Origin of the sequence: Enterococcus sp. DIV0970a (assembly GCF_051711265.1) — a bacterium.
Lineage (GTDB): Bacteria > Bacillota > Bacilli > Lactobacillales > Enterococcaceae > Enterococcus_D > Enterococcus_D casseliflavus.
This window is the reverse complement of the sequence record NZ_JBIOMF010000001.1, coordinates 1,259,557-1,280,097: the sequence shown is the minus strand read 5'-3', so window position 1 is coordinate 1,280,097 and position 20,541 is coordinate 1,259,557. Positions and strand designations below refer to the sequence as shown.

At 44.4% G+C, this 20,541-nt stretch carries 19 protein-coding genes, 1 tRNA gene and 2 other annotated features; of the genes, 10 read left to right on the top strand and 10 right to left on the bottom strand.

Going from position 1 to position 20,541, the window contains the following annotated elements; all coding sequences use genetic code 11:
* The first annotated feature begins 179 nt into the window (after nt 1-179).
* From IGK14_RS05965 to IGK14_RS05955, 3 genes are all read left to right on the top strand, one after another.
* Complete coding sequence (locus tag IGK14_RS05965) at nt 180-878, top strand: O-methyltransferase (protein WP_005225745.1); 699 nt, start codon at nt 180-182, stop codon at nt 876-878.
* Between the two features lie 145 nt (nt 879-1,023).
* A tRNA-Arg gene (locus IGK14_RS05960) sits at nt 1,024-1,097 on the top strand.
* 341 nt (nt 1,098-1,438) lie between these two features.
* Nucleotides 1,439-1,861, top strand: a complete 423-nt coding sequence (locus IGK14_RS05955; RefSeq protein WP_154694331.1) for an HIT family protein — start codon at nt 1,439-1,441, stop codon at nt 1,859-1,861.
* Between the two features lie 39 nt (nt 1,862-1,900).
* Here IGK14_RS05955 and IGK14_RS05950 read toward each other — a convergent pair whose 3' ends face one another.
* Entirely contained in the window at nt 1,901-2,437 is a 537-nt protein-coding gene (locus IGK14_RS05950; RefSeq protein WP_074535676.1) for an AAA family ATPase, read from the bottom strand.
* Nucleotides 2,438-2,550: 113 nt separating this feature from the next.
* Here IGK14_RS05950 and IGK14_RS05945 point away from each other — a divergent pair, with 113 nt between their 5' ends.
* Nucleotides 2,551-3,408, top strand: coding sequence for a PhzF family phenazine biosynthesis protein (locus IGK14_RS05945; protein ID WP_231473426.1), 858 nt, complete (start codon nt 2,551-2,553; stop codon nt 3,406-3,408).
* A gap of 154 nt (nt 3,409-3,562) precedes the next feature.
* On the opposite strand, the gene trpA is transcribed toward IGK14_RS05945, so the two are convergent.
* From trpA to trpE, 7 genes are read right to left on the bottom strand one after another with little or no spacing between them, the layout of a single operon-like run.
* Entirely contained in the window at nt 3,563-4,339 is a 777-nt protein-coding gene (trpA, locus tag IGK14_RS05940) for a tryptophan synthase subunit alpha (protein ID WP_438711856.1), read from the bottom strand.
* Nucleotides 4,336-5,529, bottom strand: a complete 1,194-nt coding sequence (gene trpB, locus IGK14_RS05935) for a tryptophan synthase subunit beta (RefSeq protein ID WP_154694328.1) — start codon at nt 5,527-5,529, stop codon at nt 4,336-4,338. The genes trpA and trpB overlap by 4 nt, the downstream gene beginning before the upstream one ends.
* On the bottom strand, nt 5,526-6,173 hold the full coding sequence (locus IGK14_RS05930) for a phosphoribosylanthranilate isomerase (RefSeq protein WP_154694327.1): 648 nt from the start codon (nt 6,171-6,173) through the stop codon (nt 5,526-5,528). Before IGK14_RS05930 ends, trpB begins: the two co-directional genes overlap by 4 nt.
* Nucleotides 6,170-6,928, bottom strand: a complete 759-nt coding sequence (gene trpC, locus IGK14_RS05925; protein WP_154694326.1) for an indole-3-glycerol phosphate synthase TrpC — start codon at nt 6,926-6,928, stop codon at nt 6,170-6,172. Before trpC ends, IGK14_RS05930 begins: the two co-directional genes overlap by 4 nt.
* 26 nt (nt 6,929-6,954) lie before the next feature.
* Nucleotides 6,955-7,989, bottom strand: coding sequence for an anthranilate phosphoribosyltransferase (trpD, locus tag IGK14_RS05920; RefSeq protein ID WP_154694325.1), 1,035 nt, complete (start codon nt 7,987-7,989; stop codon nt 6,955-6,957).
* Nucleotides 7,990-8,007: 18 nt separating this feature from the next.
* Nucleotides 8,008-8,586, bottom strand: a complete 579-nt coding sequence (locus tag IGK14_RS05915; protein WP_231473424.1) for an aminodeoxychorismate/anthranilate synthase component II — start codon at nt 8,584-8,586, stop codon at nt 8,008-8,010.
* Entirely contained in the window at nt 8,567-9,973 is a 1,407-nt protein-coding gene (gene trpE, locus IGK14_RS05910; protein WP_154694323.1) for an anthranilate synthase component I, read from the bottom strand. The genes IGK14_RS05915 and trpE overlap by 20 nt, the downstream gene beginning before the upstream one ends.
* Before the next feature lie 58 nt (nt 9,974-10,031).
* Nucleotides 10,032-10,276 (bottom strand) — a binding site (T-box leader).
* 66 nt (nt 10,277-10,342) lie between these two features.
* Nucleotides 10,343-10,555, bottom strand: a binding site (T-box leader).
* A gap of 828 nt (nt 10,556-11,383) precedes the next feature.
* Between trpE and IGK14_RS05905 the strand changes: the two genes are divergently transcribed.
* Nucleotides 11,384-12,835 carry a helix-turn-helix domain-containing protein gene (locus IGK14_RS05905; protein ID WP_154694322.1) on the top strand — a complete coding sequence of 484 codons (1,452 nt, stop codon included), beginning with the start codon at nt 11,384-11,386 and terminating at the stop codon, nt 12,833-12,835.
* Between the two features lie 16 nt (nt 12,836-12,851).
* Here the strand turns inward: IGK14_RS05905 and IGK14_RS05900 are convergent, their stop codons facing one another.
* Nucleotides 12,852-15,416: an HAD-IC family P-type ATPase gene (locus IGK14_RS05900; RefSeq protein ID WP_154694321.1), complete on the bottom strand. Its 2,565-nt coding sequence runs from the start codon at nt 15,414-15,416 to the stop codon at nt 12,852-12,854.
* 267 nt (nt 15,417-15,683) lie between these two features.
* On the opposite strand from IGK14_RS05900, the gene IGK14_RS05895 reads away from it, so the two are divergent.
* Entirely contained in the window at nt 15,684-16,022 is a 339-nt protein-coding gene (locus IGK14_RS05895; RefSeq protein ID WP_010747965.1) for a RidA family protein, read from the top strand.
* A 74-nt stretch (nt 16,023-16,096) separates the two neighbouring features.
* Here IGK14_RS05895 and IGK14_RS05890 read toward each other — a convergent pair whose 3' ends face one another.
* On the bottom strand, nt 16,097-17,248 hold the full coding sequence (locus tag IGK14_RS05890) for a glycerate kinase family protein (protein WP_438711850.1): 1,152 nt from the start codon (nt 17,246-17,248) through the stop codon (nt 16,097-16,099).
* A 170-nt stretch (nt 17,249-17,418) separates the two neighbouring features.
* On the opposite strand from IGK14_RS05890, the gene IGK14_RS05885 reads away from it, so the two are divergent.
* From IGK14_RS05885 to IGK14_RS05870, 4 genes are read left to right on the top strand one after another with little or no spacing between them, the layout of a single operon-like run.
* Entirely contained in the window at nt 17,419-18,609 is a 1,191-nt protein-coding gene (locus IGK14_RS05885) for a helix-turn-helix domain-containing protein (protein WP_154694319.1), read from the top strand.
* Nucleotides 18,602-18,829: a PLDc N-terminal domain-containing protein gene (locus tag IGK14_RS05880; protein ID WP_154694318.1), complete on the top strand. Its 228-nt coding sequence runs from the start codon at nt 18,602-18,604 to the stop codon at nt 18,827-18,829. Before IGK14_RS05885 ends, IGK14_RS05880 begins: the two co-directional genes overlap by 8 nt.
* Entirely contained in the window at nt 18,826-19,737 is a 912-nt protein-coding gene (locus IGK14_RS05875) for an ABC transporter ATP-binding protein (RefSeq protein WP_154694317.1), read from the top strand. The genes IGK14_RS05880 and IGK14_RS05875 overlap by 4 nt, the downstream gene beginning before the upstream one ends.
* Complete coding sequence (locus IGK14_RS05870; RefSeq protein ID WP_154694316.1) at nt 19,734-20,498, top strand: ABC transporter permease subunit; 765 nt, start codon at nt 19,734-19,736, stop codon at nt 20,496-20,498. Before IGK14_RS05875 ends, IGK14_RS05870 begins: the two co-directional genes overlap by 4 nt.
* Nucleotides 20,499-20,541: the final 43 nt, after the last annotated feature.

Genomic DNA, 20,541 nt, shown 5'->3' with positions numbered 1-20,541 from the left:
GATTTTAACCAAACCTCCACATAACACCGTTATGATAGAAATATCCCAAAAATATTTTTCACCCCTTTATCCTGCCAGTCGTATGACTGGTTTTTTTGTTGTTCAAAAGACTCGAAAAGATTGAACTTAAGGTGAGTTATTCGTATAATAAGGGGCAGCGATAAATGAGGAGGATGAAGATGCGCAACGAAATGATGCATCGTCCAGTAGTCAAACCAGAACTAGTGGCGTTTATGCGTGAAAAACAAAAACAATTACCCGGCGAACTTGGTGAAATTGAGCAAGCCGCTCATGAAAAAGAAGTGCCAATCATCCCACATGAAACTGTGGTCTTTTTGCAGTTTTTATTGGGACAGCTTCAGCCAAAAGAAATCCTTGAGATCGGCACAGCGATCGGTTTTTCTTCAAGCTTGATGGCGCAATGTGTGAAAGAGGGGCATGTCACAACGATCGATCGCTTTGACGTCATGATCCGCAAAGCCAAAGAAACCTATGCTCGCTTAGGAAATGAAGACAAAATCACGCTTTTAGAAGGACAAGCGGCAGATGTCCTGCCTACATTGAGTGGGCCTTATGATTTTATCTTCATGGACAGTGCCAAATCGAAATACATTGAATTTTTGCCAGAATGTCTACGTCTGTTACGCAAAGGTGGCGTGTTGATGGTGGATGACGTGTTCCAAGCTGGAACGATTCTACAACCCATCGAAGACATCCCTCGCAACCAGCGAGCGATCCATCGCAAGCTGAATCTTTTCTTGGATACCGTGATGAACCATCCTCAGCTGACCTCCACCCTCGTCCCTTTAGGAGATGGTGTGATTCTCATTACGAAAGAAGCAGATAGCGTAATCCTTGAGGAACCTGAGAAAGGTTGAGGGCAGCTGCGCTTCCTTTTTTCAAAGAAAAAATAAGAAAAGGGCGAAAAGAGATTGACATTGCTGCGCCCTTTTTCTATAATGTTATTTGTTGCTGATTGATTTCAACAGCTTAGGCGAAGTGAGCATTCGCTGAAAATTATTTGTTCCAGTAGCTCAGCCGGATAGAGCATTCGCCTTCTAAGCGAACGGTCGGGGGTTCGAATCCCTCCTGGAACGTTATATTATCGTGCATAGCGCTAGCAGATCGTTAGGAATCTTGATTCCTAGCGATTTTTTTTTGACAAATTTTTTAAAAACCACTTTTTTCAAACGCACTTTTACCACAAATCAGCAGCACGGTGCTTTTCTTTTGCAAACAACCTATTAACTAATTATCTAAAACATCATTAATTATCACATATAGTTTTAACTGCTAAATAAATATGATATTATCCTCTCAAAGAGCGGCTTAATTGCAAAGCTCGTTTATGGTTTCCCATAATCCAGTAGCTTCACGTTTTTAGATATTATACTTCTCGAACACAACTAACAAAATTTATTCCATAGGAGGAATTTTGATGGAAGAATGTCCTTTTTGCCGTATCGTCTCTGGAAAAATAAAAAGCCATGTAATCTATGAAGATGACAGTGTTTGCGCCTTCCTTGATCATGCCAAAGACGTGGATTATCATATGCTGGTTATTCCTAAAAAACATTACACCAGTATTTTAGACTGCGACCCCGTTCTTCTTGCTCACCTCATTCAAACGGTTCAAAAAATAGCAGATCATTGTGTCACTCGCTTAGGATTTGATGGGATTAATTTGCTAAGCGCAGCAAATCAAGCAGCGGGTCAATCAGTCCCTCACTTTCATCTTCACTTGATTCCGAGAAAAAACTGTGACGGTATCAATGCGTGGCCCACATTCCATGGAGCAGCGCTCTCTTTAGAGGAAGCAGCGGCATTTTTGACCTTTGAAACAGATAGTAAGGGAGTTTAAACAAAACTCAGTAGACTAAATCTTACTTAAAAGCGCTTCTTAAAATACTTGATAATACTTTACTTGTTCTGCTAGCTGATCAGCTGGTCGAGCACCATCCAGTACATAGTCGGCTGTTTCAGCAATGATCTGTTCGTGTAAAACAAATAGCTCCCTTGCATAGGAAAGATAAGTATCTGCCCAAGTCAAAATCGCTTCTTTTGATTCGTTCGTATAATCCCGTTTAATCTGACGAGCAAAAGCAATATCTAGTGGTGTTTTCAAATAAATCACCGTATCGATCAACTGACGCAAATCTTGGTGCTCATATCCGAAGGGAAAGTCCACAAAAATGATTGGGTAAAGTAGCATCGCTCTCTTCAGATCTTTCAGTAGCAGACTGATGTCATATTGATTGATCGCTGCGCGGGGATCTTGTAAAAAATAATCAAAAGATGGTGCTGAGGGCAATGCATCGATACTATAATCATCAAAGGAGATCACTATTCCATCTGCCAATCTACTCAATTCACGAACCAATGTCGTTTTGCCGGACGCTGTAACACCACTGACTACAATTACTTTCCCTCTCTTCATGAAGTCCCTCCTCTGTCGTACCTTCAGTATAACACGATCAACCAATCCGTTTTCTTAACCTATCCCTGCAAAAATATGCTATGCTTGACAAGAATAAAGAAAGCAGGTGTCCTATGGAGATAACGGTACATATCGCAAGCGGATTTAGTAAAAATCAAACAGGTGGCAACAAGGCTGGAGTCGTTTTGCTGGAACAGCCTCTTACGCCACAACAAAAGTTAGCCGTCGCAAAAGAGTTAGGCTTTTCAGAAACAGCTTTTTTATCGAAATCCCCGCAGGCCGATTTTCGATTTGACTATTTTACGCCAAAAGAAGAAGTTGACTTATGCGGACATGCAACAATTGCCTCCTTTGCACTATTATCGTATCTAAACAAACTTTCCAAGCAACAGTATCGCATCGACACCAACGCCGGACGTTTGTCGATCACCATCAAAGACGGTGTCATTTTCATGGAACAGAACAAACCGCTGTTTTCAGATGTGCTTTCACTAGAACAATTAGCTGACTGTTTCGATACCAATGCTATCGATGATCAAATTCCTATTCAAATCGTTTCTACTGGATTAAAGGATATCCTTGTTCCAATCAAAACAACGGCGCAGTTGCAGCAAGTTGTACCTAATTTTGAGGAAATAAAAAAAGTAAGTGCGCTGCAACAAGTAGTTGGCATGCACTTATATGCAATGGAAAAAGAACGAATCGTTTGCCGTAACTTTGCCCCATTGTTTGACATCAATGAAGAATCTGCCACAGGTACTTCCAATGCCGCTTTGGCTTGCTTCTTGTATCAAAAGTGTTCCCTTGAAAAAGAAGTGTATCGCTTTGAACAAGGCAGCAATTTAGGTGAACCTTCTGAAATCTTTGTCAAACTAGTTACGACTTCGCGAAAGGAAATCCAACGTGTTTACGTTGGGGGCAGAGGGCATTTTTGCGAGACAGTCACCATCGACACCGATACACTGGCATAATCACAACAATTTAGGCTGATCTTCCATCAGCCTTTTTTCTTTTCCACTTCACACATCGTGTTCTTTTTTCCCATAGCAACCCATCAGTATCTCGAATACTAATTTTCTCATAAAAAAAGAACCCAAATCGGGCTCTTTCCTTCACATTGATTTTCTATGGCTTACCAACAAGTTCTGCTAACAGCTCACTGACTTTAGGCAGTGGCTCGTTTTGTAAGGCTGCTACGATTTTTGAACCGATCACTACCCCATCGCACACTCGGGCAAAACGCTGCACGTCTGCATTGGTCGAGACTCCGAAACCAGCCAATACTGGAATCGGACTTTTTTCCGAAATGGCTTGCAAATGCTGATCCAGTTGTTCGTTGTATTGGCGATCTTCTCCAGTGACACCGTTCACTGTCACAGCATAGACGAATCCTTCCGCTTCTTCGGTCAGCGTCTGAATTCTGTCTGGAGGACTGGTCAAAGAGACCAGTGTGAGCAGCGCAAGATCTGCCGCATCAAACGTAGGCGTTACTAGCGATCGATGTTCAAAAGGTAAATCTGGAATAATCAACCCTTTCACATTTGTCGTTTTTAACTCATTTGTTAACTGTTCAATCCCATAATGAAAGAATGAATTAGCATACCCCATCAATACCAGTGGAACTTCAGAATGGATCGTTTGCAGTGCAACAATGATCTTTTTTAAAGTGGTGCCATTGGCTAATGCCTGCATTCCAGCTGCTTGGATGACCGCTCCATCTGCGACTGGGTCTGAAAAGGGCACGCCGATTTCAATGGCGGCTGCGCCATGTGTCGTCAATAGCTCGATTTCTGCTGGCAGGCGTTCCAGTCCGTTGGCACCCGCCATAATATAAGGTACAAACAAAGGCTTGCCTTGTTTTTGGCGCTCTTTTAGTTTTATCGTCAATGTTTTGCTGGTCATTTCGCTGCTCCTTTCCGATCTTTGATTTGTTGAACATCTTTGTCCCCTCGCCCAGACAAACAGATCACTAAGCGTTCTTCTGCTGTCATCGTTGGCGCTAACTTTAAGGCATAGGCAACGGCATGGGCACTTTCCAAAGCAGGAATAATGCCTTCGATTTGAGACAAGAGATAAAAGGCATCAACGGCTTCTTCATCAGTGACCGCGAAATACTCCGCTCGCTTGATTTCCTTCAGATAAGAATGCTCGGGACCGACCCCTGGATAATCCAAACCAGCTGAAATCGAATAAGGTTCGATCACTTGCCCATCATCGTCTTGCAGCAAATGCATTTTAGTACCATGTAAAATACCGATACTGCCTTTCGTTAAAGTCGCCGCATGCTCGGTAGTATCTACGCCTTTTCCAGCTGCTTCAACGCCAATCAAACGAACGGTCTGATCGTTGATGAAAGGGTAAAACATTCCCATCGCATTGCTGCCGCCGCCAACACAAGCAACGACTGTCGTTGGTAGTTGTCCTTCTTTTTCTAATAGTTGCCGCCGTGTCTCACTGCCAATCACACTTTGAAAATCTCGAACGATCTCTGGAAAAGGATGCGGACCGAGTACCGAACCCATCACGTAATGAGTGTCCTCAACGGTTGCGACCCAGTAGCGCAGCGCTTCATTGACAGCATCTTTCAACGTCTGATTGCCTGATGTGACTGAAACCACTTTTGCACCTAATAACTCCATTCGAAAGACGTTTAGTGCTTGCCGCTGAACATCTACCGCGCCCATAAAAATCGTGCATTCCATACCGAACAGCGCTGCCGCAGTTGCTGTGGCGACGCCATGCTGTCCAGCACCGGTCTCTGCTACCACTTTCTTTTTCCCCATCCGTTTTGCTAATAAGACTTGGCCAAGCGCATTATTGATTTTATGGGCACCCGTATGATTCAAATCTTCTCGCTTCAGATAAATTTTGGCACCGCCTAAGTGTTGTGACAAGCGCTGTGCATGATAAAGGGGGGTCTCTCTTCCTACATACTCTTGCAAATATTCCTGTAATTCAGCTTGAAAACTTGCGTCCGTTTGTGCTTCACGATAGACAGTTTCCAATTGCTTGACTGCATACATCAATGTCTCTGGCACAAACTGTCCGCCAAAAGAACCATAAAATCCTGTTTTTGTGGGATACTGAGTCATCTTTTTTTCTCCTTTACTAAATGAATAAATTGTTCGATTTTCCGACTGTCTTTCTTGCCCTGGGTTTCCACGCCTGAAGAAACATCGACAGCATAAGGCCTAAAAAGTTGGATCGCCTCTTCTACATTTTCCGCGTGCAACCCGCCAGCAATAAAAAATCGCTCAGACAACGGCAACGGTTCTTTCGCCGCTTTTTGCCAATCAAAGGACTGGCCGTTGCCGCCAGCATAAGGGTGATCTCTTACTGGAGCGTCCAATAAACCAAAATCTGCATCGCAGCTCAGGAAATCTTGCTTTAAAGTTTCTGCTTCTCCATCAAAGGCTTGGATCACTGCGATCTTTTGATGAGCAAAAACGCCCTTCTGAATGGCTGTTTGCAAAGATGGCAGAACCTTTCCATGGAGCTGAATCGCTGTCAGTTGGGCGGCTTGAATTGCCGCTTGCACTTCTTCAACACTTGGAGAAACGAAAACCCCGACTTTCCCTACATTTTCGGGTACTTGCTCCGTTATCTTGCGGACTTGGGTCGGATCGATTCTCCGACGGCTTTCGGCAAAAACAAACCCAAGGTAATCTGCTCCTGCATTGATGGCAGTTTCGACATGCAGGCGTTCGGTGAGTCCGCAAATTTTCACTTTGGTCATCGGCGGCTCACCTGCAAATCTGCCGCTGTTTCAGCAATTCGATTGCTTCTCATCAACGTTTCTCCAACGAGGACTCCATGATAAAACGGTGCAAGCTGCAGCACATCTGCGGCAGTTCGAATACCAGATTCACTGATATAAACCGCCTCTGATGGCTGAGGTGCTAAAGCAACACTGACATCCAAGGAAACGTCAAAAGTTTTTAGGTCACGATTGTTGACGCCGATGATTTTGGCACCTAATGCTTGGGCTTGTTGAAATTCAGCCGCATTATGAGTCTCAACGAGTACTTCCAACCCTAGTGTTTCGGCTTCTTGATACAGCGCGACGAAACGGGCTGGCTCTAACGCAGCCACGATCAATAAAACGATACTGGCACCTGCATTCTTGGCGCGAATCAATTGTTTTTTGTCGATAATGAAGTCTTTGCATAGTATAGGCACCGAAACAGCCTTACTGACTGCTTCAAGATCTGCCAGCGACCCTTTGAAAAACTGCTGGTCGGTCAAAACGGAAATCCCGCTGACACCCGCGGCTTCATAAGCTTGCGCTTGCGTGACTGGGTCGATCGCTTGATTAATGTCTCCTTTTGAAGGTGAAGCTCGCTTGATTTCAGCAATGAGGTGCATCTTTTGTGGTCGTTCCTTGACTTGCTGATAAAATGATGGGCGTTTCGCTACGACCTTTTCGGTTTCTTGTGGCATCGCGGCAACTTCTTCAACTTTTTTCTGGATGATCGTTTCTAAAAAATCCATGATTCTCCTCCTTACAGCTTTCGTAATTATTGACTATTTGACTGGCGGATCAACTCCTGCAGTTTGTCATAGGCGGCGCCCGAAGCGATACACGCCCGTGCCATCGCAAACCCTTCCGCTATCGTGGCGGCTTTGCCGTTAGCGTAAAAACCTAACCCTGCATTTAAGACCACCGTTTCTAGATAAACGGAGGGTTGATTTTTCAACACCGCAGTTAAGATCGCGGCGTTTTGAACGGCATCCCCGCCGACGATCGCCTCGATCGGTGCTGGCTTAAAGCCGTATGCTTGTGGATCCAAAGAAAAATTGGCTACCTCTCCTCCTTGATAAAAGCTGATCGCCGTTTCACCTGCCAAATTGGCTTCATCCATTCCGTTGCATCCATGGATCACCATTGCTCTTTGCCGACCAAGACTGCCTAACGCCTGAGCGGTGTCGGCCAAGCTCTCGCCTGCGTATGTCCCAATCAGTTGCGTAGTCAACGGAACAGGATTGATCAAGGGCCCGAGTAGGTTAAAAATCGTTGGTGTTGCTAATTCTTGCCGTATCTTCATCACTGCTTTCATCCCCGGATGCAACGAGGGAGCGAAGAGAAACGCGATGCCGACAGTCGTTAATAGCTCAGCGATTTTTTCTGGTGATGCTTGGATCGATACCCCCAAGCAGGCTAAGACATCGGCACTGCCTGAACGACTAGAAATACTGCGATTGCCGTGTTTTGCCATCGTGATTCCCCCGGCTGCTAAAACGAAGGCAGCCGTAGTGGAGACATTAAAACTATTGGAGTGGTCGCCGCCAGTACCGCAATTGTCCATGGCGTCTCCTCCTTCATAAGGAATGGTCACGGCATGCTCTAACATAATTTCTGCTAAAGCGGTCAATTCGGCGGCTGTGATGCCGTTGATCTTCATCGCAACTAACGCTGCCCCCAATTGACTTTCTGAAAACATCCCGCTTAAAATTCCTTGAGCAAAGTGGCGCATCTCCTGATAACTTAAATGACTGCCATTAAATAATTGCTGAGTGATTTGTTGCGGCGGCTGTTTTTTTATTGCTTGCATTTACGATTCCTCCTTTTTTCATCTTGTGTTTTTTGCTGTATTATCTGAGACGAGTCCAAGAAACTGTTCTATGAAAAATGCCCCCTCGTTTGTTCCCATTGATTCTGGATGGAATTGGAGTCCTACGATTGGTTTTTCGCGATGCTGAATCGCCATGATGATCCCTTCTGTTTCAGCCAATACCTCAAATTCCGCTGGGAGTGTCGCTGGCTCAATGACCAGCGAGTGATAGCGCATGACCGTCATATCTCCTAGGTAGGTTTCGAACACGCCTTTTTTCTGATACGTAAGGCTCGATTGCTTGCCGTGCATAATGGCTGGTGCTTGGACCACTTTAGCACCAAACGCTTCTCCAATGGCTTGATGACCTAAGCAGATCCCTAAAAGCGGCTTGCTATCATGGTGTGCTTTGATCAAAGGAATCATGAATCCTGCCTCTGCGGGACGTCCTGGTCCTGGAGAAAAAATGATGGCATCTGCTTCTTCAGCAACAAGGAAAAGGTCTGGATCATCATTTCTCAAGACGACTGTTTCTTCTGGACAGAGCTGGAGAAGATTGTAAGTAAACGAATCATAGTTATCGACGAGTAAGATCATTGGCTGACACCTCCAATAGTGCTTTGGCTTTGTGTAAGGTTTCGTGGTATTCAGATGAGGGATCAGAATCATAAACGACACCCGCCCCTGCCTGGACATAAGCGATCGCGTCTTTCAAAACCATTGTCCGAATCCCGATGGCAAAATCCGCTTGATCGTTTCGAGAAAAATACCCAACGGCTCCCGCATAGACCCCTCTTCGAACAGCTTCCCATTGATAGATGTGAGTCATAGCACGAATCTTTGGTGCCCCGCTGACCGTGCCTGCTGGCAGGGTTGCTTTCAAAGCATCCATTGCCGTCACACCTGCTCTGCGCTTGGCAGCCACTACCGAAACGATATGCATGACATAGCGGTATTTCTCGATCACCATGTATAAAGGAACATGAACCGTGCCATGTTCAGCGATCCGCCCTAAATCATTGCGCCCCAGATCGATCAGCATTTGGTGCTCTGCACGTTCTTTTTCATCTGCTAATAGTTCCGCCGCCAAAGCTTCGTCTTCTGCTTTGGTCGCCCCTCGTTTGCGGGTACCAGCGATTGGATTTGTGGTGATCGTTGTTCCTTGAACCCGAATCAAGCTTTCAGGTGAACTGCCGATCACTTTGAATCCGTGATCGAAATCAAGATAATAGAGGTAGGCAGAAGGATTCGTCACTCGCAGTTTTCGGTAATAGTCAAAAGGATCTTGTTTAAATGACGCTTGCAGCCGTTGCGAAGGAACAACTTGGAACATGTCTCCCGCCGTAATTCGGGCTTTTGCCTCACGAACGATCGTTTCATAGCCATGTTGGGTAACATTACTTGTAAAATGCAGCTTTTCATTCGATAACCCACGGGTCTCAGCAGCGACCGGTGTCCTTAATTGCTGCTTCACTGCTTGCATTACCTGCTCCATCTCGACGGTTCCTCTTTGGCTATAGCAATTTTCAAGAATGATCGTTAAAGTTTCCCTCTGATGGTCCAAAACGAGAAAAGTTTCGAAAAGCCAAAAGGCCATATCAGGCACCTGCAATTCATCTGCGGGCAGTTGTCCAATGTCTTCATAGCAAGCGGTGATATCATAGCCCGCGTACCCGATCGCCCCACTTTGCAACGGCAGATCCGATAAAGCGGTGATTTCTTTTTTGACTACATACCGCTCCATTTCCTTTAAAGGGTCCTGACAGGGATACTTGTTGACCGTTTTTTTCAAAAGATCCTCCACGTGAAAAACACCATCTTTAAATGTCAGTTTCTGAACAGGATCAAAGGTGAGGATCGAATAGCGTCCGGTATCTTCTTCTCTGGGAATACTTTCCAATAAACATTTATGCGCCCCTTGAATCCGTAAAAACACTGAGACAGGTGTCAAACAATCGCTGTTGATTCGTTCCATTCGATACATAAGCTGCTCCTTTCTTTGTAAACAAAAAGCCCTCAAGCAAACGCCATAAAAACGTCTGCTTGAGGGCGAATGATCGCGGTACCACCTCAATTGAAGTTGCCCAAATAAACAACTTCTTCTCTATCAACCGTCTAACAACGGTCTTCCTCTATAACGGGAGTTCCCGCATTTTCCTACTGCCAAAAAAGGGTTCAAAAAATGATCGACTAAGGCCATTTCCTTGATTTCTTGGTATCGGACTCTCATCACCGCCGACTTTCTGTAACCAAAAATATTCAAGTACTTCTCTTAGTTTGATTTTATTGCTATTTTTCTCATTGATCGAGGGGCAGAAAAACAAAAAAGCCCTCATGCAAACAAACTCGTCTGCATGAGGGCGATTACTCACGGTGCCACCTCAATTTGTTCTCTAGATCGTCTATCAACGATCGCTCTCTGTAACGGGAGTTCCCGGAAAAAGCCTACTGATTTCAGCCTTTCGACACAAAAGTCCATTTCTGAAGCGTCAATCTGCTGATTTACACCACCATCAGCTCTCTGCAAGACGAACGTCCTCATACTTCTCTTTTGTTTGGTCTTTACTAGTTATTGGTAGCTATATTACGTGGCTTTTGCTGATCTGTCAACAGGAAAATTCTCTATATTTTACTCTTTTAATCTTTTTATGTTACTCTCCTTTACACATTTCGTTCAATTTCGTTACAAAGAACCAGCTGACAAACAAGCTGGAGCGTTGTGGATCTTCTTGAGAATAACAATCGAAAAACAACAGAAGAAAAATCGAACAACAATAGTTATTTTTTCAAAAAAATATCCAACCGACTTTATGCGAAATTATTGGCATTTACACACTATTTTCGTCATCCATAGAAAATAAAGATTTGTTATTCCAAAAAAACTCTCATATGATTGAGCAGGATATAAGAAAGGGTGATTAAATGCATGTAGATAAACTCTGTTTTTCCATCTTTATTTATAAAATGAACTGCTTGGAGTTCACCTACTCTCTCATAAAAGCAAATGAGAAAAAAATTATTTTAACCCCAGCCGAACAAGCTGAAATTGAGTGGATGATTGCTTCTTCCCTGCATCGCAAACTTTACGCCTCTCGGAAGAAATCTCTCTTTTCCTCAAAAATCAAATTGTCCAAAGAAGATTATTCATTGTTTTTGCGCATGAAAAAATACGAATACATCATTGATATTTAATGAATAGGCGTCAATCGATACACACATCTTACTTCTTCCTATTCAAAAACTACATCAGTTACTTTCTAAAAAAGAATGATTTGAAATAGCATATCTTGCCCTTTTCGTATAAAATCAAGAAAGGGACAAGCCGGATCTCTTGTATTTCCCTTGTTCCTTGACTTCTTACGACTTTGAAGCTTAAACAAAAGGGAGTTTTGTCATGGATGGGATGATGAAAAAAATCATTACGGAGAAGGATTTATTACGTCAGATCCTTCTCTTGGAACAACTGGCGAATCACAAAATGATCACTGCCAAGCAACTAGCAAAATTGATCGATACGACGGAGCGAACCGTTTTTTCCGATCTAACCTATATACGCCAACAATTGCCTGATGGTTGGCAGATCGAAGCTGCCAGTAGTGGCTTTGCTCTGACCCATGATGGGCCATTGTTGATGAGTCAGCTCTGGGAAACGTTTTTCCCTCAATCGATCGGTGTTTCTTTGATGAAAGCATTGCTTTTTTCCAGCGAACTCCGTACGCAAGATATTCTTAGCCAAACAGGGACATCTTATGAGACCTTGCGACGACATGTGACAAAATTAAACAAAAGCCTTACTGATTTTTCGTTGCGGATTCGGATCACCAATCGCATGATCCGGTTTGAAGGAAGTGAGATCAACATCCGTGTTTTTTTTCATCGCCTGTTACTGCCATACACCCATAACAATTACTTTTTTGAGGAATATACGATTCATGAGTCCCACTATTATCATTTCTTGGATCGCTTAGCAAAAGCCAAGCTGCAGATCGAGGTGGAACAAATCTACGGTACCTGCTGGTTTTTTATCAATACGATCCGCATCAAAGCCAATTGCCGTATCGATTCCTTTGAATTTCAGGGGGACGATCCCCTTTATAGCCTTTTCCAACAGCCATTAAGCCAGCTATATCAAAAAGAAGGCGTTTATTTAGAACGCAGCGAACACTTCTTTAGCTTCTACTGCTTCTTAGAAAGTTGGAACTACAATAACGACTGGTCCGAAACGATCCAAGTAACCCTTGAATCCTACCAAACCATTTATCAGAAAACGACCCATTTTGTTAAAAAATTAGACTGCTTGTTGCAGTTGTCTTTAGCTAGTGGTACGCAACTGATTGAGAATCTACTGTTGCTTTTGATCAAATCGCAAGAATCAGCCAAGCTCTCAGAATTGTTCGGGCTTGAATTTCACGAGATCCAACGGTTAAATCAACCCTATTCGCTACCGATCGAAGCGACGATCCATGACTTTTTAGAAGAACAAACAGCCAGTCAATCGGAAATGAGTTTTCCATTATGGTCAACCACCACCTTACTGATCCAACAAGCGATTTTACAAATCAATCCCATTCGCGCAAAAGGGTATTTTGTTTTCCAAGGTGAGCCCGCCTGGAAAGCTTATCTCCTGCAAGAATTGAATGACTTCCTCGGTGCCCGCATCCTTTTATCGGCGATCGAGCCTGGTCAACTAGAGGGGTTAGCGGAAATCGAGGTCGATTTTATTCTCTCAAATTTCCCTTTAGAGGAAGCATCTGTTCCAGTCTTTTACTTATCGATGGTACCAACGAAAAATGAGCTCAATCAAGTGACTGAGCTCATCCAAACCTATTATTTAAGCTATCGCTAGAATCATCAAGCTGCCGCTACTGCTTCACTGGGGCGGCTTTTTGCCGTCCTTGCAGCTTGTTTGTAATAAATTTCTCACCTTCGACGACTGCGAAAAGGAGTGCGCCGTTAGCAGCGATACTCAACTGCTGCGTCAAGGTCAAAGAACCGATCCCTAAAAGCTGGTGCCCAAGAGGGGTTAGGAAAATCGCTGCCTGTAATACGATCAGCAGTGCCAGGGAGACTAAGAGTGCTTTATTGGCAAAGAGTTGGCGATTCAACGCCGGCTTTACCAGCTCACGGCAGTTCAGTAAGTAGACTGCTTGAGCAAAGACGATACTTTGCAGCAGCATGCTTTGCTGAAGGACCGTTCCTTCAAACTGAATCGCTAAGACGTAGGAAGGAATCATGATCAACAGCGAGACGTAGAAGATGCGGAACAGACTGTACCAAGATAAGATACCTTCTTTGATTGGCCGTGGTGGTCGATTCATGACATCCGCACTTGCCTTTTCAAAACCGAGTGCGTAAGAAAGCGTGATCGTTGTCACCATATTTACCCATAAAATTTGGACAGGTGTCAGTGGCAGTGGTCGGTTCAACAAGAGTGCCGCAATAACGATCAATCCTTGGGCAACCGCCGTTGGTAAGAAGAAGTTGATGGTTTTCTTCAAATTATCGTAGATCCGACGACCCACTCGGACGGCATTGGCGATCGTATGAAAATTATCGTCTGCCAAAACCATATCGGCTGCTTGCTTGGTTACTTCACTGCCTTTGATTCCCATAGCGATCCCAATGTCGGCTTTTTTCAGCGCTGGTGCATCGTTGACGCCATCGCCGGTCATTCCGACGATCTCGTCATTCGCCTGCAAAGCACTAACGATCCGTAATTTATGCTCAGGGGTCGTTCGAGCAAAGATGTCTGTCTTTTGGACTGCTTGCTGCAATTCTTCCTCCGACAGCAGATCGATTTCTAACCCTTCCAACACGTGATTCGTGTGCTTCAAGCCAATTTGCTTGCCGATGGCTTGAGCGGTCTTGCCATGATCCCCTGTGATCATTTTGACTTGGATGCCCGCTTGCAAGCACTCTTTTACCGCTTTGATGGCACTGTCTTTCGGAGGATCAATGATACCAGCGATCCCGACAAAGGTTAAATTGGTTAGCCCTTCGTGGGACAAGGACTCCTGTGCCGACAGCGTCAGATGCGCAAAGCCGATCAGACGCTGCCCTTTCGCTGCTAATTTTGCACTTTCATCTAACCACCATTGCTTTTGATCTGAAGTCAGTTGGCTTTTCTCAAGCAACACTTCGGGCGCACCTTTGACAAACACTACCGAGGCATTCGGCTCTTCTTGATTTTGATGGCGTGTTGCCATGTACTTGTAAGAGGAACTAAAAGGAATCTTATCGACTGTTTTACGCAATGGTTGCTGCGCTGATTCTGCGTATTGTAACAAGGCTTTTTCGGTTGGGTTCCCGACGAGATCCGCAGCCTTTTGTTCTTCGTCTTGCTTCAAGTCTTGACAATTTGCCATGATATCAAGCACCGTTGCTTTATCCACGTTTGACTCAACCAAGACATCGACGACCGTCATTTCATTTTTGGTCAAGGTTCCTGTTTTGTCTGAACAAATCACCGTCATGGCACCTAGTGTCTCCACTGATGGCATCGTTTTGATGATTGCTTGCTCCTCAGACATTTCCTTGACACCCATCGATAAAATCATGGTCAGCACGGCTGGCAAGCCCTCAGGAATCATCGCTACCACTAAGGCGATACCTGATGAGAACAAGAGATCCAGATCAAAGCCGTAGCGGAAGGTAGTAAAGAAGATCAAGAAAATCACTAATCCGATAATGCCTTTAAAGATTTGGTGATTCAATTGCTTCATTTTTTTGATCAACGGGGTTTCTTGCGCTTTCACAGACTGAATCGCTTGATTGATCTGGCCAATTTGCGTATCGTCACCTGTTTCAACGACGATCCCGCTGGCGGTTCCGCTCTCTACATGGGTACCAGAAAACGCCATGTTCCGCTGGTCGCCAATTGTACTTTCTTGAGTAATGGGTTCGGTCATTTTTTGAACTGGCTCAGATTCGCCGGTTAAAATCGACTCTTCAATCACAAGATCATGGGTTTCGATCAAGCGCATATCTGCTGGTACGACATCTCCTGGTCCTAAAACGACTAAATCTCCATTTACTAAGGAAGAAACAGCAATTTTCTTCTTGCGGCCATGAACATAAATTGTTGCTTCTTGCCCCATGAATTGCTTCAACCCATCCAGTGACTCTTGGGCTTTACGCTCTTGCCAGTATCCGACTAATCCATTGATGACGACGACCGCCATAATAATGCCGCTTTCGATATAATCACCAGAGATCCCTTTTAAGACAGCTGCGACGATCAAGACCAGCATCAGTAAGTCTGTAAAGTGCTTGCCGACTTTCTTCCATGTGGGGATCTGCGCTGCCTCAGTAATTTTATTTTCACCTTGCTTTGCTAAACGCTGGTTGCGTTCTTCGGAGGAAAGGCCCTGCCGTGATGTTTGCAACGTGTGTAATAGTTCTTCTGTTGTGTTTTTGTACCAATTCATATTTTTTTCCTCCTTGTTTATTTATTTGATCTGAACATAGTATAAGACATTAAAACCATAAAATTCTGGCGATAATTTCAGCGGAGCCTGAAAAAAATGAATGCTTTTATGAAAAGGGAAGGGCCCTGGTCGCGTGGTTATACACAACCAACTGAAAACCTCCGTTGATTGTTTTTGCAGGTGGAATCAAGTAAACTAGGACACACCCAATCAATTGCTATCTACCCCCATCATCCAAAGGCAAGATAGACGAAAGGAGCCAAACAAATGGCAATCTATACCGATACAAAAATCGCTCAAGGACCTTTTCTTTTCATTTCTGGTCAAACGCCGTCGCAAGACGGAGCCACACCTGAGGACCCGCAAGAGCAAACAACCATCGTTTTGAAAAAGATCGAACAGCTTCTATCAGCCAATCAACTGTCCTGGTCATCAGTGGTCAAAATGACCGTCTTTTTAACAGATGCTGCCTACTTAGCTGCTGTCCGTACGGCGTTTACAACTATTTTGGCAGAAAACAAACCAGCCATGAGTCTCGTCATCGTTGCCGGCTTGGTTGCCCCTGAATTTAAAGTAGAGATTGAAGCACAAGCTACCATGGCTTAAGCATAGAGAAAAACACCAAAAAAACTTCGTACAAAAGCCAGTAGCCAATACGAAGTTTTTTTGGTGTTATCTTCTTATTCAGTCCTATGTGAAGTGTCTGATTCAGTCTTTTTTTGCCACTGCTCCACAAAACTAGCGATGGCTTGAGCAGTCTGTTGAGCATTCACTAAGGTTCGCTTTTTCTCCATCGCTTCTGTCAACGAAATCGGACCATACTGGATACAAAAGACGGCAGATAGTAGTTGCGGCAGTTTTCCTAGATCGTCGCTTCGGGAGCCGCAGATGGCAACAACCGGGACCTGATGTTTGTGGGCGAGCAACGCGATGCCATAAGGTACTTTTCCCCCAGCGGTTTGCCCATCGATGCGTCCTTCACCCGTGATCAACAAATCTGCTTCTTTGATTTTTTCCTCAAACCCAACCAAGGAAGCGATCGTCGCAAATCCTGGAACCAATTGACCACCTGCCAAACGAACAGCACCACCAAGCCCACCTGCCGCACCAGCACCAGGGACGTCCAGATCGATCCCTGTGGTCCGCTTGATGTGCTCAGCCAAGCGCTTTGCCTGCTGATCCAACTGCTGGATCGTTTCTTGGGATGCCCCTTTTTGCGGACCAAAAACTGGCGCAAATCCCTGATTGCCAAAATATGGATTTGTTACATCGGCTAAAGCAAACAGGTCAATTTGTGCCAGCAGAGGGTTCAACTGGCTGAGCGCCAGAGATTCTGCCTGCAGCAAAGGATTGTTTTCCATTCGCTCGTTTCTTTGAATGGTTGCTCCTAGCGCAAGTAAGAAGCCTACGCCCCCATCAGAAGTGCCACTACCGCCAAGGGTCAGGTAAATTTTTTTCACACCTTGCCTGCAAGCTGCTAAGACCATTTGGCCTAAACCAAAAGAAGAGCTATTGCGGGTGGTCTCGTCACTAGGTTCCACGAGTTGCAACCCAATCACTTCTGCAGATTCAATCAGGGCAATTTTTTCTTCCTTGATTTTTGTGACCAACATACGGGCTTGCAACTTACCGCCTAATGGAGCGGTCACTGAAACCGTTTCGTAATTGCCTCCCAGCGCAGCAATGACTGCTGCCATTGACCCTTCTCCCCCATCAGCGATTGGGATACTGCATTTTTCCCACTGGTCTGAAAACCCGCTTAAGACGGCTTGATTTAGTTCTGCGGAAGTGGCACTTCCTTTGAAGGAATCGATCGCTGCTACAACTTTCATTTTTTTACCTCTCATTTACGATCATCTCTTTCCCAAAGATTGGAATACTTCGACTTATAATCAACTTTTAGTTAACTAAATCAACTAAAAATTAACTAGCAATCCATTGTAAGTCATCCCTTCTCCTCTTATGATAGAAGTATACCAAACAAACCTATCGGAGGTGCACTATGGACTTACCAATCGGCGAGGAAATCGCTCGGAGAAGAAAACAACGAGGTATTACCCAGCAAGAATTAGCAGTGTTTATGAATGTGTCCAAAGCATCCGTTTCGAAATGGGAAACGGGACAGTCTTATCCAGATATCACCTCGCTGCCCTTATTAGCAGCGTATTTTGATTGCAGCGTCGATGAATTATTGATTTTGGACTCGCAGCTATCCCCTAAAGAGATCCAACGAATCTATCAATTACTAAAAGACGCCTTTCAAACAAAAACACCAAGCGAAGTCCTCGCGCTGGCACAAAGTTTTACCAAACGGTATTACTCTTGTTACCCGTTCTTGTTACAGATGGGCTCCTTTTACTTAAATCATTGGGATCTTTTGCCAGATGTCCCTGTAGCAGATAGCTCAGAAGGACACCCCTCTGAAGAAGCCTTGATGGAAGCGAAGAAAACTACCTATTTGAAAGAAGCAGAAATCCTTTATCAACGGATCATTGCGCATGGTGACAATGCGTTGGCACAACAAGCGCAACAAATCGAAGCCTATTGTCTGCTGATGAGAAACAAGCCCGATGAGGTCTTGGCGATCCTTGGCACGAAAACGCCGACTTTATTACCTAGCGAACCGCTGATTGCCGCAGCATTTCAGCAAAACAATCAGTTGCAACAAGCTGAGATCGTTACGCAAAGTGCGATTTACCAGTACTTGATTCTTTTTATGAGTTTGCTAACGAATTATTTAGCAATGCTCACACAAGACGAGGAGCAACTGGAAAAAACCTTTGCACGTGGGCTGGCACTCAGCGAGAGCTTCCAACTGGCCCAGCTGCATCCTATTTCTTTACTGAATTTTCTAGCCGCTGGGATGGTTTCGTTTGCGGCTTTAGGAAAAGAAAGCTTATTGCTGCAAGCATTAACACTGTATGTCAAAACATTAGCAGACACGCCTGAGGAAATCGTTTTGAAAGGAGACGATTATTTCAACAGCATCGATGAGTGGATCAGCGAATTAGAATTAGGCAGTCAGATCCCGCGGAACTCAGGTAGTGTCAAAAAACAATTTCTTGCAGTAGCACAGCTGACACCCTTGTTTGAACCATATCAAGAAAAACCCCCATTTAAAGAGTTGTTTCAGCGCTTGAGCAATCTGGCTGAACAAGTATCTAATTCTAAACGGAGTGACTCACATGAATAGTTTTTCACTAAATATACCAGAAAATATGTCTGATTATTTGCCCGTACTCATCCCCTTGATTGTTTTGCAATTGGTCCTGATCATCTTGGCGGTTCGCGATATTTTAAAACAAGAACAGTTTAAATTCGGCTCCCGCATTCTTTGGCTTTTCATCACCTGTTTTGTTAGCCTGATCGGTCCTATCCTTTATTTTGCTTTCGGAAAAGAGGGCCAACAATGAAGATGATCGAGATCAACCATTTATCCAAGTGTTTTGGGCGCAAACAAGTGCTGCAAGACCTAACCTTTTCGGTTCCAAAGGGCAGCGTTGTGGGGTTTGTCGGGGAAAATGGTGCTGGCAAAACAACGACCATGAAGGCGATTTTAGGATTGCTCCCCATTGATGAAGGCGAAATCACCGTTTGCGGCGAAGTGGTGCAATTCGGCTCAGCCAAGACCAATCGCTGGATCGGCTATTTACCAGATGTACCGCAGTTTTACTCGTTTATGACAGCTGTAGAATATTTGACTTTTTGCGGAAAGATCCAGCCCAATCAAGAACCTTTTCATCCTCAGCGGGTGATGGAAGTTTTAGCGTTGGTAGGCCTGGAAGCTTCGAAACAAAAAATCGCTGGCTTTTCTCGAGGCATGAAGCAGCGTCTTGGATTAGCTCAAGCATTGATCAACCGACCAGCTATCTTGATTTGTGATGAGCCGACCTCTGCACTCGATCCTTTAGGTCGCAAGGCCTTTCTTGATGTATTGGCTAAAATCAAAGAAGAAACGACAGTTCTTTTTTCATCCCATATTCTCGCAGATGTCGAGCAGCTGTCAGATTACATTGCGATTTTGCACAAAGGCCAGATCCAGGCGTTTGAACCGATGGATTCCTTAAAAAAACGTTATCGAAAAACCGCCTTTGGGATTGTCTTTACCAACGAAGGTGACCATTCGAAATTTGCCAATCTGTTAGCATCCCACGGCATTGCGGCAGAAAGAAAGAACAATCAATTACTGATCGACGAAACTGCCGACACGAATGTTGGAAAGCAGTTGCTGCAATTGCTCAATGAACAACAGATAGTACCTGAATCCTTTCAACGGATCGAACCGACTTTAGAGGCGATTTATTTGGAGGTGATCAAATGAAGGTGTTTCTTGTTTTCTTAAAAAAAGAATTTCTCGGTGGTCTTCGCAGCAAAAAACTGCTGATTTGCTTGATTCTGTTTGCCCTGATTGGTATGCTTTCTCCCTTTACTGCCAAAATCATGCCAGATCTGATGGCCAGTATGATGCCGGAATCGATTGAAATCACGATTGCTGATCCGACATCGATCGATGCGTGGCTTCAGTTTTACAGCAACATCGGCACGATTGGTCTGCTAGTATTTGTGATTCTTTTTACCGATACGCTGTCAGCCGAAATAAATCAGGGTACCTTTATTCAGCTGATCACCAGAGGCTTACCAAAAACCACGATCGTCTGTGCCAAAGCTGGCTATTTAACGATTCTTTGGTCTTTGAGTTACCTCCTAAGTGCCAGTGTCAGTGCTTTTTATACCTTGATCTATTTCGATGATTCCAGCGCTGCTCAAGTCCCTAGCGCATTGTTCAGCTATTGGCTGTTTGGTTTACTAGCAATCAGCATCCTGCTGCTAGGTTCCAGCTTTGCTAAAAGTATCTATCAAGGTTTGTTGTTTATTGGCGTCTGTTATCTGATGGGCATGTTAGGCAATCTGTGGAGCCAATTAACAAATTGGAATCCTTATTCCCTATCTAGCCAATTTCCTAATTACTTAACCAACCAAATCAAACTAGGAGAACTGCTGCCAGCACTGTTGTTAAGTTGCTTTTTGATCATCGCTTGTTTGACTGGTTCCATAGCTGTTCTAAGAAAAAGAAAATATTAAAAAACATCGGTGCAGATTTTTTGCACCGATGTTTTGCTTCTGA

Bases quoted from the DNA above. Each gene is read 5' to 3' on its own strand.
- IGK14_RS05965 (WP_005225745.1), top strand. From the start codon at position 180: ATGCGCAACGAAATGATGCATCGTCCAGTAGTCAAACCAGAACTAGTG.
- IGK14_RS05955 (WP_154694331.1), top strand. From the start codon at position 1,439: ATGGAAGAATGTCCTTTTTGCCGTATCGTCTCTGGAAAAATAAAAAGC.
- IGK14_RS05950 (WP_074535676.1), bottom strand. From the start codon at position 2,437: ATGAAGAGAGGGAAAGTAATTGTAGTCAGTGGTGTTACAGCGTCCGGC.
- IGK14_RS05945 (WP_231473426.1), top strand. From the start codon at position 2,551: ATGGAGATAACGGTACATATCGCAAGCGGATTTAGTAAAAATCAAACA.
- trpA (WP_438711856.1), bottom strand. From the start codon at position 4,339: ATGACCAGCAAAACATTGACGATAAAACTAAAAGAGCGCCAAAAACAA.
- trpB (WP_154694328.1), bottom strand. From the start codon at position 5,529: ATGACTCAGTATCCCACAAAAACAGGATTTTATGGTTCTTTTGGCGGA.
- IGK14_RS05930 (WP_154694327.1), bottom strand. From the start codon at position 6,173: ATGACCAAAGTGAAAATTTGCGGACTCACCGAACGCCTGCATGTCGAA.
- trpC (WP_154694326.1), bottom strand. From the start codon at position 6,928: ATGGATTTTTTAGAAACGATCATCCAGAAAAAAGTTGAAGAAGTTGCC.
- trpD (WP_154694325.1), bottom strand. From the start codon at position 7,989: ATGCAAGCAATAAAAAAACAGCCGCCGCAACAAATCACTCAGCAATTA.
- IGK14_RS05915 (WP_231473424.1), bottom strand. From the start codon at position 8,586: ATGATCTTACTCGTCGATAACTATGATTCGTTTACTTACAATCTTCTC.
- trpE (WP_154694323.1), bottom strand. From the start codon at position 9,973: ATGTATCGAATGGAACGAATCAACAGCGATTGTTTGACACCTGTCTCA.
- IGK14_RS05905 (WP_154694322.1), top strand. From the start codon at position 11,384: ATGGATGGGATGATGAAAAAAATCATTACGGAGAAGGATTTATTACGT.
- IGK14_RS05900 (WP_154694321.1), bottom strand. From the start codon at position 15,416: ATGAATTGGTACAAAAACACAACAGAAGAACTATTACACACGTTGCAA.
- IGK14_RS05895 (WP_010747965.1), top strand. From the start codon at position 15,684: ATGGCAATCTATACCGATACAAAAATCGCTCAAGGACCTTTTCTTTTC.
- IGK14_RS05890 (WP_438711850.1), bottom strand. From the start codon at position 17,248: ATGAAAGTTGTAGCAGCGATCGATTCCTTCAAAGGAAGTGCCACTTCC.
- IGK14_RS05885 (WP_154694319.1), top strand. From the start codon at position 17,419: ATGGACTTACCAATCGGCGAGGAAATCGCTCGGAGAAGAAAACAACGA.
- IGK14_RS05880 (WP_154694318.1), top strand. From the start codon at position 18,602: ATGAATAGTTTTTCACTAAATATACCAGAAAATATGTCTGATTATTTG.
- IGK14_RS05875 (WP_154694317.1), top strand. From the start codon at position 18,826: ATGAAGATGATCGAGATCAACCATTTATCCAAGTGTTTTGGGCGCAAA.
- IGK14_RS05870 (WP_154694316.1), top strand. From the start codon at position 19,734: ATGAAGGTGTTTCTTGTTTTCTTAAAAAAAGAATTTCTCGGTGGTCTT.